This is a genomic window from Kluyvera chengduensis, assembly GCF_044197065.1.
In the GTDB taxonomy this organism is placed as follows: domain Bacteria; phylum Pseudomonadota; class Gammaproteobacteria; order Enterobacterales; family Enterobacteriaceae; genus Kluyvera; species Kluyvera ascorbata_C.
On record NZ_JBIQOI010000002.1, the window covers coordinates 737241 to 752188 of the forward strand.

Genomic DNA, 14948 nt, shown 5'->3' on the forward strand with positions numbered 1-14948 from the left:
AACGGTGCCGAATGCTTTTTACGCTGAAAAAGTATATTGGCGGCATGATGCTGCCGCTGCCCCTGCTTCTGTTACTGATAGGTTTGGGAATATTCCTGGTCTGGTTCACCCGCTTTCAAAAATTGGGCAAAGGGGCCATTACCGTAGGATGGGTAACATTGCTGCTGTTGAGCCTCCAGCCGGTCGCTGACGGATTACTCAAACCCATTGAGGATAAATACCCTACCTGGCAAGGTGAAGAACCGGTGCAATACGTCGTCGTCCTTGGCGGGGGTTACACCTGGAACCCTGACTGGGCACCCAGCTCGAATCTTATCAACAACAGTTTGCCAAGGCTGACCGAGGGCATCCGGTTATGGCAGGCTAATCCTGGGGCGAAGATGATATTCACCGGCGCGCGGGCAAAAACGAATGCGGTGAGTACCGCTGAAGCTGGCGCGAGGGTCGCAGAGAGCCTTGGCGTACCGCGCAGCGAGATTATTGTCCTGGACACGCCGAAAGATACCGAAGAAGAGGCCAGCGCCGTGAAAGCCGCCATTGGCGAAGCGCCGTTCCTGCTCGTCACCTCGGCCTCTCACCTGCCCCGCGCAATGATCTTCTTCCAGCACGTCGGGCTGCATCCTTTGCCGGCACCGGCCAATCAGCTAGCCATTACGTCACCGCTTAACCCATGGGAGCGAATCATTCCCTCCCCGGTCTGGCTGATGCACAGCGACCGGGTCGGGTATGAAACCCTGGGGCGAGTCTGGCAGTGGTTGAAAGGCGATTCAGGAGAGCCAGGGGAGCAGTGATTTTGAGGCCAAATCGAAGTTGGCCCGGCTGAATTTGCCGGTGTTGACCAACTGCTCAACCTCATCCCACAGCAGATACAGCCAGCGCCGCCAGAGAAACGCTTCTGAGACCGGCGCGCGCTGAAGATAGTGCCACAGCAGCTGTTCCGCTTGCCCTCCCTCGTGCAGACGAAACAGCTCATATTCCCGTGGCGCCCAGAGAATCGCCCCTGGCCCCACCATCGCCAGCAGCTGATCGCTGCGGGAATCTTTCAGCATACTACGCAGAGTCAGGTGCCCGTGCACCAGTACGCAGTTATCGCTAAAGCCATCAAACAGCGCATCGAGACACTCACGGGTGCGAAACAGCAGCCGCTTATCCTGCATGGTCAGCCCGGTATTCTGGTAAAGATTGAGCGTCCCCCACAGCACTTCAATACGCTGGCGATACCAGTGCGGCCAGCTATTTTCCTGCGTGCCGTCAACGAAGCCAACGCAGCCTGAGCTGTCCACCCGGTGCCATGCCAGCAGCGCTTCCACAATTTGATCTTTTAGGGCGTCCCACCGCTCAGGGTTACGGGTGGGCGCTTCAACAGGTACGCCGCGCAGGCGCTCAAGCAACAGTACGTCTGGCCCCGGATGCTCTTCATGCGTCATCACCCCATATACCACCGGCATCCGCACCGTGCCATGACGGGCCAGCGAGGAGATTTTCCACGCCAGCTGGCGCGCTACGCCCGGCGATGAAAAGCTCCTCGCCACCAGCGGCATGGGATTTCCTTCGGCATCATACAGTGACCACAGCGCGGTATCCGTCTGCTCGTTAATACATTCCACGCGGCTGAGCGATTCTCCCAACAGGTGGCTGAGTTCTGCACGTAGCTGTTCCATGTCAGATTACCCCTATAAAAGCCATTGCTTTCATAATGAGCATATGAAATATGAATTTCACCAGACAAGATCAAAATTGAAACAGAAAGTCAGGAAATACTCGATAGGCACCCAATAATGTTGCCCCCTCAGAACAAGGGGGCGACAGGATTACTTCAGCTCAGCGCGAACGCGGGCCAGGTCTTCCGGTGTATCCACGCCCGTGCCCGGTACTTCTTTCGCCACGGCAACGTGTATTTTTTCACCGTACCACAGCACACGCAGCTGCTCGAGCATCTCAATGTGCTCCAGCGGGCTTGGCGCCCAGTTGACGTAGCGGCGGATAAATCCAGCACGGTAGCCGTAGATGCCAATGTGGCGCAGCAGCGTATCGCCAATCGCTTCGCGGCTTTTGGCAAAACGATCGCGATCCCACGGGATCGTGGCACGTGAGAAGTACAGCGCATAGCCGTCTTTATCCATAACCACTTTTACCGCGTTCGGATTAAAGGCTTCTTCTGCATCATGGATCGGCACCGCAAGCGTTGCCATACCGGAATGGCTGGCCGCCAGGTTTTCCGCTACCTGGCGGATAATGACCGCCGGGATCATCGGCTCGTCACCCTGCACGTTAACGATAACGGTATCATCGCTAAAACCGCATTTCTCGACCACTTCAGCCAAACGCTCGGTTCCGGACTGGTGATCGGCTCGGGTCATACACACTTCGCCACCAGCCGCTTCGACGGCTTTCGCTACGTCCGTATGGTCAGTGGCTACAATGATGCGATCGGCTCCGGATTCACGCGCGCGTTCCAGCACGTGCACAATCATCGGTTTGCCGTTGATATCCTGTAACGGCTTACCCGGCAGGCGAGTAGACGCAAAACGAGCCGGAATAATGACGACAAAACTCATGGTCGATTCTCTTCGGCAGCTAAAACGCGGGCTTCGTTTTCCAGCAATACGGGGATTCCGTCACGCAGGGGAAACGCCAGATTATCAAGTTTGCAAATCAGTTCTTGCTTGTCCTGGCTGTAGTAGAGTTTGCCGTTGCAAACCGGGCAGGCAATAATTTCAAGTAGACGGTGATCCATGGTTCCTCCTGATGGGCCGTATCGAAAACCAGTGCAGCATATCATAGAGCGCTACCGGTCTGCGTCAATCTCCCAACCGTGTCGTTGTTCATTAAAGAGTTTTTCAGCTACCGCCCCGAGTTTCACTCGCGTCGCCCCCTGCCAGCGGGCAAAATCGTTAATAGCCAGACTAAGCCCCTTTTCCAGGTGCTGGCTAACGCGTACGCCCGTTTCCAGGTACAGTGCAAAAATTTCCAGCACCCCATCTGCACGATGCATCTTACTGTCCATGCGCCCAACGATTTCCCCACGATGCAGCAAAGGCAGTACAAAGTAACCATACTGGCGTTTCGGTGCTGGCGTGTAGCACTCCAGGCGGTAGGTAAAGTTGAAAAATTGCTCTGCACGTTTGCGATCCCACACCACGGGATCAAACGGTGAAAGCACGGCGCTATGCGTTGCGTTCAACTTCCCCTGTGCCGCACGCGCCAGTTCCGGCAGTAGGCTCTGGTGTACCCACATTTCACCGAGCTGTTCGACGTCAACCGGCACCACCAACTGGCGCTCCTGCCACTCAGCCATTAGTAAATCGAGATTGGGACGGCGCAGACGGTAGTAATCCGCCAACCATTCGGGGCGGAAAATGCCCAGGCTGCGAGCACTGTTTTCCAGCATAACGGCTTCGGCCTGTGGTTGGGTCAACGCATCGGTTTCATCATTCCAGCAAGGCATGACGCGTTCCGTTAGATCGTAAACGCGTTGGAAGTTACGGCGTTCAATAACCATCACTTCCCCGGCGGTAAAGAGGCCTTCGAGATGACGTTTATGCGGTTTCCATTCCCACCACCCGCTCTCTCCCTTACGTGGGTGAACGAAATCGGCCGAACGCACCGGACCATTCTGTGCAATATGGGCTTTCAATGCGACGATGTCATCGGCGTGTTCGTCCATCCAGCTCTGGTGGTACTTCCAGCCCATATTGTGCGGAGAAAGCATCCGATGCCTGACCAGAGGGAAGTCGCTTCGCGGCAGGAAGCAGGCTTCATGAGCCCAATACTCCATTAATTCACCGCGAGAAAGCGCCTCATCCAGCCACGCTGGCGAATAAGCACCAAGACGACTGAAGAGCACCAGATAGGGGCTACGCGCAACCACGTTGATGGTATCAATCTGCAACAGGGACATTTGCTGAATAGCAGGAAGAATATCGGCCGCTCTAGCCAAGCGGCGCGGGCGGTTAAGTAACCCCTGTGCCGCGAGATGAAGATGGCGTGCGGCACGAAGGGTAAGATGCAACTCGGACATGCGGACTCCCCTGGTTGTCGCCGAGGCCGGTTAGCGTCGTGCGAGGGTAATCAGTTCCTGAAGCAGCGTCTGCGCGCGGTCACCGGACAGTACAGCGTCGACCGGCAGATACCACCAGTTTTCATGCGCAAAGCGGCGGCATTTAACCGCATCTTTTTCCGTCATTATTAGCGTCTGGTCGGGGTTAACCAATGCCAGTACGTCGGCTTCGACCAGTGCCTGGTGATCCGCTAGTGCCACCGTGCGCACGGGGTGTACGCCGCAGGCATTAAGCGTGGCGAAAAAGCGTGGAGGGTGGCCGATACCGGCCATTGCGACCACATTCGATAGGGTTGATACAGGTCGACGCTCGCCGGTTAACAGGTTAATGGCGTCTCCTGGCTGAAGGTGCATCGGAATTTCGCCCGACAATGCTTCACCGCCGTTAACAATACGTGCGTCCACCGAATCCAGCCTTGACGCCCTCTCACGCATTGGCCCTGCTGGAAGCCACCAGCCGTTACCAAAGCGGCGTACGCCGTCGATAACCACAATCTCTTTATCGCGCGCCAGACGGTAGTGCTGCAGGCCATCGTCGGTGACGATAAGCTGCAGATCGTGAGCGGCTAACAATGCCTTTACAGCATCGACCCGCACTGGAGATACGGCAACAGGAGCCCCAGTGCGCTGGAAAATAAGGACAGGCTCATCGCCAGCCTGGTCCGTCGTCGTTTCCGGCGTTAGCAGCAGCGGATAACGTTCGGCTTTACCGCCGTAACCGCGCGACACCACGCCAACGCGAATCCCCTGACGCTGTAGCTGCTCCACCAACCAGATAACAACTGGCGTTTTACCATTGCCGCCCGCCGTGAGGTTTCCCACCACCACAACCGGGCAAGGCGCACGCCAGGATTTCTTAATACCAAGCTGATAGCACAGGCGGATGATGCCGCTCACCAGGCCATACAGCCAGGAGAACGGTAACAGCAGCAGCCAAAGCGGCGATTCGCCTGACCAGATTTTCGCTATCATTCGCCAAACTGCATTTTGTGCAGCTGCGCGTAGACGCCACGATGCGCCAACAGATCGAGATGGCTACCACGCTCCACAATCTGACCATCTTCAACAACGATAATCTCGTCAGCTTGTTCAATGGTCGACAAGCGGTGGGCAATCACCAGCGAAGTGCGGTTCTTCTGGAGCTCATCAAGCGCGGCCTGAATCGCACGTTCGGACTCCGTATCCAGCGCCGAGGTGGCTTCATCAAGGATCAGGATTGGGCTATTGCGCAGCAGCGCACGCGCAATAGCGATACGCTGGCGTTGACCACCGGAAAGCAGCACGCCGTTTTCGCCAATGATCGTATCCAGACCATTATCCATTTTATTGATAAAGTCCATCGCGTAGGCCATGCGAGCGGCTTCTTCAATCTGCTCGCGGCTGAACTCGTCGGTACGAGCATAGGCAATGTTGTTCGCAACCGTATCATTGAACAAGTGCACATTCTGTGACACCAGCGCAACCTGGTTACGCAGCGAAGTCAGCTTATACTCGCGCAGGTCGTGACCATCGAGCAGAATCTCACCTTCATCAATGTCGTAAAAGCGGGTTAGCAGGCTGGCGATGGTCGATTTACCCGAACCAGAACGCCCTACCAGTGCGACCGTTTTCCCTTCTGGAATAGCCAAATTGATGTTTTTCAGCGCCGGTGTTTCACGACCCGGATAGGTAAAGGTCACATTGCGGAATTCAACGTTGCCTTTAGCACGTTCAACGTCCAGCTTGCCTTCGTCTTTTTCCTGCTCGCTATCAAGGATAGAGAAAAGCGTCTGACAAGCCGCCATCCCGCGCTGGAACTGCGCGTTGACGTTGGTTAATGACTTCAGCGGACGCATCAGAGCAATCATCGAAGAGAAGACCACGGTGATAGTACCGGCCGTCAGGGTTTCCATTACGCTCGGGAAGCTCGCCGCGTAAAGCACGAACGCCAACGCCAGCGAAGCAATCAACTGAATAATCGGGTCAGAGATAGAAGACGCAGAAACCAGCTTCATGCCCTGCAAACGCATCTTGTTGCTGACCTTATCAAAGCGGTGAGTCTCCACTTCCTGGCCGCCGAACATCAGCACTTCTTTATGCCCTTTCAGCATCTGCTCAGCGCTGGTGGTCACCTGCCCCATGGTGTTCTGCATGTTCTTACTGATGTTACGGAAACGCTTAGAGACGACGCGGATAGCGATCGAAACGATAGGCGCCAGTACAATCAAAATAATCGACAGCTGCCAGCTGTAGTAGAACATCATGATGAACAGGCCAATGATAGATGCCCCTTCACGCACTACAGTGATCAGCGCGTTTGATGAAGAGGAAGCTACCTGCTCGGAGTCGTAGGTAATACGCGACAACAGGGTACCGGTCGACTGTTTATCGAAGAAAGAAACCGGCATCCCCATCATATGGCCGAATAACCGGCGACGCATGGTCATAACAACCTTGCCGGAAACCCAAGAGATACAGTAACTAGAAACATAGCTTGTGATGCCACGTAGGATCATCAAGCCAATAACGACCAGCGGCATCCACAGCAGCACTGAGCGATCTGTTTTACCAAAACCATCATCCAGTAACGGTTTAAGAAGCGATAGCATAAAGGTATCGCTGGCTGCGTTAAGGATTAACGCAACGCCCGCCACGATCAGCCCTGCTTTGTACGGCGCGATAGTCGGCCAGAGTCGGCGGAAGGTCTGCCACGTGGAGAGATCTTTGTCGTTCTGCATTCAAAAAACCAGCTTGTGTTGAAATAGCCGCATATTCTACCCGTTATCGCGAGTCTCGCCAAACCACTGATGATACCAACGTGGTAAAAGTTGATCTCGTAAGCCTTCAATCCGCCAGCTATTTGCACTAAATGTCACCGTTATCTGCCCCTGATGTGGGGTATCAAACCAGGCATATTGTTGCTGGAGATAGCGCGCCTTCACCTTAGTGGAAGGCAGCCGCCACGCGTTATAGCGGGATGCGGAAGCCAGAGCGGCAAAGCCGCCCACCCTTTGTAGCAGTGCCATTCCCGATGATGTCGAGCTGCCGTGATGTGGAACCTGAATAATTGTAGACGCAAACGGCTGCCAGTAATGGCGTATCATGGCCATTTCTGCCGATAATTCAATATCTCCGGTCAGCAGGATACTGTTCTTACCATCATCAACCCTGACCACGCATGAGCCGTTATTGCCTTTTGCGGGTGGCCCAGGTAACGGCCAGAGCGCCTGAAAGGTAAGCCCCTGCCATTGCCAGCGCTCGCCGCGAGCACAGGGTTGATGCCCCTGCCATCCCAGTGGGCTCCTCACCCACATACCCGGCCAGGCTTTTTGCAACGAATGCAGCCCACCGCGGTGATCCAGATGATCGTGACTGAGAATAATCCCCTGTGGCGTAAGCTGGTGCCAGCGCAGCCAGGGAATAATAAGCTGTTCGCCGCTGTCGCCCTCGGGCCATGCCAACCCCGTATCATAGAGAAGTGCTTTATCTCCCCGGGAGATAACCATGGCCAACCCTTGGCCGACATCCAGCATCGTCACCTGCCAGCGGTCCGGTAACGTTGGTCGCCAGACGGGGAATGAAAGCAGCGTGCACAGCGACACAGCAACCGCCGGAAAGCGAAGCCAGCCATTCAGTTTCCATATCATTAGCACTAGCCACGGCACCAATGACACACCTAGCCAGGTGCCTCCAATTCCCCACCATCCCGCAGGCAGAAGCCTAAGATAGCCAAAGACTGCCGACATCACCCAATCGCCGCCATGCCAGGCAGCCATTTCAAGCGCAGTAAGCCCGCATAAATGCATTAACATTGCGCATAGAATCAGCGGCACCGCAATAAACGTGACGACCGGTACCGCAATCAGGTTGGCAAAGAGAGATGTCGTGCTAATGCCGTGAAAAAGCAGAATCTGCAACGGCGCCAGTAGTAGCATCAGCCCCAACTGTAGATGGACAAGGCTCATCAAAGGACGTACCAGGCGCGGATAACCTTCCGTGCGCAATGGAAACCATTGATACCAGAATATTAAGGTCGCAACTGCAAATGCTGATAACCACAGGCTATCGGAAAGTACCGCCAGCGGATCGATCAATACGATAATCGCCAGACAGCATAGCCATACCTCCCACCCCGTCCAACGTAGGCCGCTAAGCCGCAGCAGGCACCATACAAGCGCGGCGATAACGGTCCGCAGCGCAGGTGGCTGCATGCCTGTCAGCATAGCGTAGGCAAATCCCCCTGCCAGTGAGACCAGCAGAGGTAAGCGCCAGTTAATCAACCATCCCGGCAAGAAAAACTGAACCGCGCGAATAAGCAGCCAGCCAATGGATGCGCCTAGCGTAATATGCAGGCCGGATATCGCCATCAGGTGAGATGTTCCGGTCTCCTGCATCAGCGCTTTAATCTCTGTGGGGACGGAAAGCCTTTCTCCCATGCCCAGCGCGAGCATCACGTCGCGCCAGTGGAAATCAGCAAGCGTTGTTTTTAACGAGTTAAGATAACGTGCCCGCAGGCTACAGGTGCTATTCAGCACCTGCGCGTCAACAATGCGCCCCGTCAGCGAGCGATGCTGAGACAGTGCATAGCGTTGAGAGTCGAACCCACCATCATTGAGCTGACCGTGCACCGCCCTAGCGCGAATCGTCATACGCCAGCGCTGACCAGCGCAGGGGGGTTGCGGCAGATAGCTGCCGTACAATGCAATTGTCGGGCTGACAAACAATCGATGCCCTTCCAGAGTCGTTATCATTCCCTGATGTGTCATTTGCCCATCAGTCTGCGTGAGGAGTATCTCAACCTGTCGATTTTTCCCTGGAATAGATTCAGCAGGCCATTGTACCTGCCACGCCGCCAGCACACCCCAGCAGAATATCAGGCCGACAATGACTACTCTCCGCCCTACCCAGCCGCGCGTGCTCAGTGCAATCAGAACGACAATAGCCATATAGATGGCATTAAGCGGCGGTAAAGCCGGTAGCACGGTAAGCGGTAAAATACCTGCCAGTATGCAGCATGCAAGCTCGGGTAAACGCATCAACACCTCCTTGTGGGCCGAAGTGTTGCGCACACCGTTCGCGTTGTCGCGCATCACTCCTCACGGTTACGAGAAGGATTCAGAAGAACATTCGCGGCATACAGGCGTTGCAGTAAAAGCGTGGAGGCTGATCCCAGATGAGGGATAAAAAAGCTGGGCGACAAAAATGAAAAAAGCACCCGTAGGTGCTTTTTTCTCAACCAAGTTTACCGCCAGATGACGGGAGAAACTCAATCGTAAATATTGGCGCGATCGCGCAGTTCTTTACCCGGCTTAAAGTGCGGCACGTACTTGCCTTCCAGTTCCACTTTGTCGCCAGTCTTCGGGTTACGCCCGGTACGTGGTGCTCTGTAGTGCAGAGAGAAGCTGCCGAAACCGCGGATTTCAATGCGCTCGCCCTGTGCCAGGGTTGAAGCCATATGCTCCAGCATCTCTTTCACCGCATCTTCCACTGCCTTAGCAGGGATATGGGATTGCTGGCTGGCAAGTCTTTCAATCAATTCTGACTTGGTCATGATTCCTCCGGTTTCCTTTTAAGGAAAATTAGCTAACAGCTTATTAAACAAGGGCGGCCGTAGCCGCCCTTTGTGCTAGATTACAGGCCTAAACCTGCAATCTGTCAAGTAAACTCATCACAATTCAGGTTGTTAAACCCGAAAGCGTAAGATTACTCGCCTTTAGCTGCTTTGAATGCTTCAGCCATTGCGTTAGAGAAATTGCCTTCTTCCTGTTTGTTGTTAACAGTAGCGATTGCATCTTTCTCGTCAGCTTCGTCTTTAGCACGTACGGACAGGCTAATTGCGCGGTTTTTACGATCAACACCGGTGAATTTAGCTTCAACGTCGTCGCCAACGCTCAGAACCAGAGTTGCATCTTCAACGCGGTCACGGGATGCTTCAGAAGCACGCAGGTAACCTTCAACGCCGTCGGCCAGTTCTACGGTTGCGCCTTTAGCGTCAACTGCAGTGACTTTACCGTTAACGATAGCGCCTTTCTTGTTCAGAGCAACCCAGTTGTTGAACGGATCTTCTGCGAGCTGTTTAACGCCCAGGGAGATACGTTCACGTTCTGCGTCAACCTGCAGAACAACTGCAGCGATTTCGTCGCCTTTTTTGTATTCACGTACTGCTTCTTCGCCTGCAACGTTCCAGGAGATGTCAGACAGGTGAACCAGGCCGTCGATGCCGCCGTCCAGGCCGATGAAGATACCGAAGTCAGTGATAGACTTGATTTTACCTTCAACGCGGTCGCCCTTGTTGTGGGTTTCTGCGAACTGCTGCCATGGGTTGTTTTTGCACTGCTTCAGACCCAGGGAGATACGACGACGTTCTTCGTCGATATCCAGAACCATAACTTCCACTACATCACCAACGTTAACAACTTTGGATGGGTGGATGTTTTTGTTGGTCCAATCCATTTCGGAAACGTGAACCAGGCCTTCAACGCCTTCTTCGATTTCAACGAAGCAGCCGTAGTCGGTCAGGTTGGTCACGCGACCAGTCAGTTTGGTACCTTCTGGATAACGCTTAGCGATAGCTACCCATGGATCTTCGCCCAGCTGTTTCAGGCCCAGAGAAACACGAGTACGCTCGCGGTCGAACTTCAGCACTTTAACAGTGATTTCGTCGCCAACGTTTACGATTTCGCTTGGGTGCTTAACGCGTTTCCAAGCCATATCGGTGATGTGCAGCAGGCCGTCAACGCCGCCCAGATCAACGAATGCACCGTAGTCAGTGAGGTTCTTAACGATACCTTTAACTTCCATGCCTTCCTGCAGGTTTTCCAGCAGCTGATCGCGCTCTGCGCTGTTTTCGGATTCGATAACGGCACGACGAGAAACAACAACGTTGTTACGCTTCTGGTCCAGCTTGATTACTTTGAACTCAAGCTCTTTGCCTTCCAGGTGCAGAGTATCACGCACTGGACGAACGTCTACCAGGGAACCTGGCAGGAACGCACGAATACCGTTCAGCTCAACAGTGAAGCCACCTTTAACTTTGCCGTTGATAACACCAACTACAGTTTCAGCTTCTTCGTAAGCTTTTTCCAGCGTGATCCAAGCTTCGTGACGTTTAGCTTTCTCACGGGACAGCAGGGTTTCACCGAAGCCGTCTTCTACTGCATCCAGAGCAACGTCAACTTCGTCACCAACCTGGATTTCCAGCTCGCCCTGGGCGTTTTTGAACTGCTCTGCCGGAATGGCGGACTCAGATTTCAGACCGGCGTCAACCAGTACTACGTCTTTGTCGATAGCAACAACAACACCACGAACGATGGAACCCGGGCGGGTTTCGATTTCTTTTAAGGATTCTTCAAACAGTTGAGCAAAAGATTCAGTCATGTTTAATCTTCAGGTTAATATTAACGTCCACCTGACACCATGTCGGATGGGGTTGTTTCACATACCCGCTGTCAATCCATTGCAACGGGGGTACTGCAAATTCGGTCGCGTTTTACGCGATTGCCAGTTTCTGGCGCGCATAGTCTAACGCTTTTTCAATTACTTGCTCAATGCTTAAGGTGGTGGAATCCAACACTAAAGCATCGGCGGCAGGAACCAGTGGCGCAACAGCACGATTACGATCGCGGTCGTCACGCTCCTTTATCTCTGCCAAAAGGCGCTCAAAGTTAACACTAAAGCCCTTTTCCTGCAACTGTAGCATGCGGCGGTTAGCACGTTCTTCCGAAGAGGCATCAAGGAAAATTTTAACGGGCGCGTCCGGGAACACCACGGTGCCCATATCACGGCCATCGGCAATCAAGCCTGGCGCTTCACGGAAGCCACGCTGGCGGCGCAAAAGCGCTTCACGCACACGCGGGAACGCCGCGACCTGCGAAGCCGCATTAGCCACTTCCTGAGTGCGGATTTCACCGCTAACGTCTTCGCCTTCCAGAATGACCTCAAGCGTCCCGTTGGTTGATACAAATCGAACGTCCAAATGTACCGCCAGCGGAACTAACGCGTCTTCTGAGGCGACATCCACATGGTGATGCAACGCCGCTAAGGCCAGAACGCGATAGATTGCGCCTGAGTCCAGCAAATGCCATTGCAATGCTTCTGCCATTGCTTTGCACAGTGTGCCTTTACCCGCGCCGCTTGGGCCGTCAATGGTAATTACCGGGGCAATTGCCGTCATCTCTTTCTCCTTAATAAAAGGCATATACAACGTAAACGCCGCGCATTATACGCATCTCTGGGCCGGACGGTTACCTTTGTCTGCGAATTCCAGAATTAGCCGCATAAATTGCAGGAGAATAGATAAGTATAGAGGGCTGGCGTCAGGAAGGATTGAAAACTGACGTGGATTTACGTTTTGCCGCAGTGGCTAACGAAAAACGCCGACATTACGCCGGCGTTTGCAAAGACAAATCAATATCAGGCTAATGTACTAATGCGCGCCAACTGCTCAAAGTAGTCCGGGAAGGTTTTCGCCGTGCATTTTGGGTCAAGAATGGTCACTGGCGTATCCGACAGCGCCACCAGCGAGAAACACATCGCCATACGATGATCGTTGTAGGTGCCAATCTCGGCAAAGTTCAGCGTGGCAGGCGGGGTAATGCGAATGTAGTCTTCACCCTCTTCCACTTCAGCGCCCACTTTACGCAGCTCGGTTGCCATCGCGAACAGGCGGTCAGTCTCTTTAACACGCCAGTTGTAGATATTGCGAAGCGTGGTTGTCCCTTTCGCGAACAAAGCTGCCGTCGCGATGGTCATCGCCGCATCAGGAATATGGTTCATATCCATATCAATGGCGTTGAGTTCGCCGCGGGTACAGGCGATAAAATCGTCGCCCCAGGTAATGGTTGCGCCCATTTTTTCCAGAACATCAGCAAAGCGAATATCACCCTGCACACTGTAGCGACCAATACCAGTCACCTTCACGGTACCGCCTTTAATCGCACCGGCAGCCAGGAAATATGACGCGGATGAAGCATCACCCTCGACCAGATACTGGCCCGGAGAGACATACTGCTGGTTACCGCGCACGACAAATCGCTGGTAGTTTTGATTCTCAACGTCCACACCGAAGGTTTTCATCAGGTGAAGCGTGATGTCGATATACGGTTTGGAGACCAGGTCACCTTTAATAGTGATAGTCGTATCCTGCGGCGCCAGCGGTGCCGTCATCAGCAATGCAGTCAGGAACTGGCTGGAGACGCTACCATCCACCTCGACGCTGCCGCCGTTAAAACCACCTTTCAGGCGCAGCGGCGGATAGTTTTCCTGCTCCAGGTACTCAATCTGCGCGCCGCCCTGACGTAGAGCATCGACCAGGTGGCCAATCGGGCGCTCTTTCATGCGTGGTTCGCCGGTCAGGACGATGTTGTTTTTCCCAAGGCATAGCGCTGCCGCAAGTGGACGCATCGCGGTACCGGCATTCCCAAGGAACAGTTCTAGCTCGTCGGCGGTCTGAAGCGGGCCTGCATTGCCAGTCACTTCGCAACGAGTGCGATCGTCAGACAGGGTGTATTGAATTCCCAGCGCCTTCAACGCGTTCAGCATGTGGCGGACATCATCGCTGTCCAGCAGGTTAGTCAGAACGGTCGTGCCACGCGCTAAAGCCGCCAGCAGCAAAGCCCGGTTCGAAACGCTTTTAGAACCGGGCAAATTGATCGTGCCATCGACGCGCGCGATAGGTTGTAACGTCAGGGATTCCATGAAACTCAACTCTCAAAAACAGAAGTAAAAACCCCACGAGCGAGCCGTGGGGATGAATAAAAAAACCAGATTAACCGTGGCGGCGCTCGAAGTCCTGCATGAATTCCGTCAGCGTCTGTACGCCAGCCAGCGGCATGGCATTGTAGATAGAAGCACGCATCCCGCCCACCACGCGGTGGCCTTTCAGCGCATGCAGACCCGCTGCAAAGGACTCCTCAAGGAACAGTTTGTCCAGCGCGCTATCCGCCAACTGGAACGGCACGTTCATACGCGAACGGTTGGCACTTGCCACATCGTTACGATAGAAATCGCTACCATCAATGGTGTTATACAGAAGATCGGCCTTCTGCTGATTGATACGATCCATTGTGGCAACGCCGCCCTGCTCTTTCAGCCATTTGAAGACCAGTCCTGCCAGATACCAAGCGAAGGTCGGCGGCGTGTTGAACATAGAGTCGTTATCGTTCAGCACGGTATAGTCGAGGATAGACGGGCAGGCAACGTGCGCTTTGCCCAGCAGATCTTCACGTACGATAACCAGCGTTAAGCCCGCTGGACCGATATTTTTCTGCGCGCCAGCGTAGATAACGCCATAGCGGCTCACATCAATCGGACGTGAAAGAATGGTTGAGGAGAAGTCGGCGGCGACAATCACGTCTTTACCGAAGTCTGGCGTCTCTTCGATGGCAATACCGTCGATGGTTTCGTTCGGGCAATAGTGCAGATAAGCCGCGTTGTCAGAGAGCTGCCAGTCGCGCATCGGTTTGACCGCGCGTTTACCTTCTACGGTGATTTTGGCGTCAATAACGTTCGGGTTGCAGTATTTTTTTGCTTCTTTAACCGCGCTTGCCGCCCAGTAGCCGGCATCGACGTAATCAGCAGTGGTTTTGTCACCGAGAATGTTCAGTGGTACGCCCGCGAACTGGCCGCGACCGCCGCCGTGACAGAACAGTACTTTGTAGTTCGAAGGGATGTTAAGCAGGTCGCGAAAATCTTTTTCTGCTTCCTCTGCCACGTGGATAAATTCTTTACCGCGGTGGCTAACTTCCATTACCGACGTGCCTAATCCGTTCCAGTCGCAAAGTTCTTTTTGCGCCAGTTTAAGGACATCTGCCGGAAGCATTGCCGGACCTGAACTGAAATTAAAAACCTGAGCCATAACCCTCACCACATTGCAATGTTGTCTGACCGCATGCCTCGCGCGTCATCAACG

General features: G+C 54.1%; 13 protein-coding genes. 1 reads left to right on the forward strand and 12 read right to left on the reverse strand.

All coding sequences use genetic code 11. The features are described 5' to 3' along the window. Positions 1-11 precede the first annotated feature (11 nt). The gene (elyC, locus tag ACH1XZ_RS09145) at positions 12-791 is read left to right on the forward strand and encodes an envelope biogenesis factor ElyC (RefSeq protein WP_395595282.1); all 780 of its coding nucleotides are present in this window, start codon (positions 12-14) and stop codon (positions 789-791) included. On the opposite strand, the gene ACH1XZ_RS09150 is transcribed toward elyC, so the two are convergent. The 12 genes from ACH1XZ_RS09150 to serC form a co-directional block, all read right to left on the reverse strand. After that, positions 768-1661 (reverse strand): YcbJ family phosphotransferase, encoded by an 894-nt coding sequence (locus ACH1XZ_RS09150; protein ID WP_395595283.1) that lies wholly within the window; start codon positions 1659-1661, stop codon positions 768-770. The genes elyC and ACH1XZ_RS09150 overlap by 24 nt on opposite strands. 150 nt (positions 1662-1811) lie before the next feature. Next, positions 1812-2558, reverse strand: a complete 747-nt coding sequence (kdsB, locus tag ACH1XZ_RS09155; protein ID WP_395595284.1) for a 3-deoxy-manno-octulosonate cytidylyltransferase — start codon at positions 2556-2558, stop codon at positions 1812-1814. After that, entirely contained in the window at positions 2555-2737 is a 183-nt protein-coding gene (ycaR, locus tag ACH1XZ_RS09160; RefSeq protein ID WP_035892430.1) for a protein YcaR, read from the reverse strand. The genes kdsB and ycaR overlap by 4 nt, the downstream gene beginning before the upstream one ends. A 51-nt stretch (positions 2738-2788) precedes the next feature. Continuing rightward, positions 2789-4021, reverse strand: a complete 1233-nt coding sequence (locus tag ACH1XZ_RS09165) for a winged helix-turn-helix domain-containing protein (RefSeq protein ID WP_395595285.1) — start codon at positions 4019-4021, stop codon at positions 2789-2791. Positions 4022-4051: 30 nt separating this feature from the next. Continuing rightward, positions 4052-5032: a tetraacyldisaccharide 4'-kinase gene (lpxK, locus tag ACH1XZ_RS09170; protein WP_395595286.1), complete on the reverse strand. Its 981-nt coding sequence runs from the start codon at positions 5030-5032 to the stop codon at positions 4052-4054. After that, the gene (gene msbA, locus ACH1XZ_RS09175; protein WP_395595287.1) at positions 5029-6777 is read right to left on the reverse strand and encodes a lipid A ABC transporter ATP-binding protein/permease MsbA; all 1749 of its coding nucleotides are present in this window, start codon (positions 6775-6777) and stop codon (positions 5029-5031) included. Before msbA ends, lpxK begins: the two co-directional genes overlap by 4 nt. 36 nt (positions 6778-6813) lie before the next feature. Beyond that, a complete protein-coding gene (locus ACH1XZ_RS09180; protein ID WP_395595288.1) occupies positions 6814-9075 on the reverse strand; it encodes a ComEC family protein in 2262 nt (753 codons plus the stop codon). Between the two features lie 230 nt (positions 9076-9305). After that, positions 9306-9590 (reverse strand): integration host factor subunit beta, encoded by a 285-nt coding sequence (ihfB, locus tag ACH1XZ_RS09185; protein ID WP_015965094.1) that lies wholly within the window; start codon positions 9588-9590, stop codon positions 9306-9308. A gap of 152 nt (positions 9591-9742) precedes the next feature. After that, positions 9743-11416, reverse strand: coding sequence for a 30S ribosomal protein S1 (gene rpsA, locus ACH1XZ_RS09190; protein WP_395595289.1), 1674 nt, complete (start codon positions 11414-11416; stop codon positions 9743-9745). A 112-nt stretch (positions 11417-11528) separates the two neighbouring features. Further along, positions 11529-12212, reverse strand: coding sequence for a (d)CMP kinase (cmk, locus tag ACH1XZ_RS09195; RefSeq protein ID WP_395595290.1), 684 nt, complete (start codon positions 12210-12212; stop codon positions 11529-11531). 239 nt (positions 12213-12451) lie between these two features. Then, on the reverse strand, positions 12452-13735 hold the full coding sequence (gene aroA / locus ACH1XZ_RS09200; protein WP_395595291.1) for a 3-phosphoshikimate 1-carboxyvinyltransferase: 1284 nt from the start codon (positions 13733-13735) through the stop codon (positions 12452-12454). A gap of 70 nt (positions 13736-13805) precedes the next feature. Beyond that, complete coding sequence (gene serC, locus ACH1XZ_RS09205) at positions 13806-14894, reverse strand: 3-phosphoserine/phosphohydroxythreonine transaminase (protein WP_395595292.1); 1089 nt, start codon at positions 14892-14894, stop codon at positions 13806-13808. Positions 14895-14948 lie beyond the last annotated feature (54 nt).

What these genes read in the sequence shown, in the direction of transcription:
- ihfB (WP_015965094.1), bottom strand. Translation starts at nt 9,590, where the DNA reads ATGACCAAGTCAGAATTGATTGAAAGACTTGCCAGCCAGCAATCCCAT.
- msbA (WP_395595287.1), bottom strand. Translation starts at nt 6,777, where the DNA reads ATGCAGAACGACAAAGATCTCTCCACGTGGCAGACCTTCCGCCGACTC.
- ycaR (WP_035892430.1), bottom strand. Translation starts at nt 2,737, where the DNA reads ATGGATCACCGTCTACTTGAAATTATTGCCTGCCCGGTTTGCAACGGC.
- lpxK (WP_395595286.1), bottom strand. Translation starts at nt 5,032, where the DNA reads ATGATAGCGAAAATCTGGTCAGGCGAATCGCCGCTTTGGCTGCTGCTG.
- ACH1XZ_RS09180 (WP_395595288.1), bottom strand. Translation starts at nt 9,075, where the DNA reads ATGCGTTTACCCGAGCTTGCATGCTGCATACTGGCAGGTATTTTACCG.
- cmk (WP_395595290.1), bottom strand. Translation starts at nt 12,212, where the DNA reads ATGACGGCAATTGCCCCGGTAATTACCATTGACGGCCCAAGCGGCGCG.
- ACH1XZ_RS09150 (WP_395595283.1), bottom strand. Translation starts at nt 1,661, where the DNA reads ATGGAACAGCTACGTGCAGAACTCAGCCACCTGTTGGGAGAATCGCTC.
- elyC (WP_395595282.1), top strand. Translation starts at nt 12, where the DNA reads ATGCTTTTTACGCTGAAAAAGTATATTGGCGGCATGATGCTGCCGCTG.
- rpsA (WP_395595289.1), bottom strand. Translation starts at nt 11,416, where the DNA reads ATGACTGAATCTTTTGCTCAACTGTTTGAAGAATCCTTAAAAGAAATC.
- aroA (WP_395595291.1), bottom strand. Translation starts at nt 13,735, where the DNA reads ATGGAATCCCTGACGTTACAACCTATCGCGCGCGTCGATGGCACGATC.
- ACH1XZ_RS09165 (WP_395595285.1), bottom strand. Translation starts at nt 4,021, where the DNA reads ATGTCCGAGTTGCATCTTACCCTTCGTGCCGCACGCCATCTTCATCTC.
- kdsB (WP_395595284.1), bottom strand. Translation starts at nt 2,558, where the DNA reads ATGAGTTTTGTCGTCATTATTCCGGCTCGTTTTGCGTCTACTCGCCTG.
- serC (WP_395595292.1), bottom strand. Translation starts at nt 14,894, where the DNA reads ATGGCTCAGGTTTTTAATTTCAGTTCAGGTCCGGCAATGCTTCCGGCA.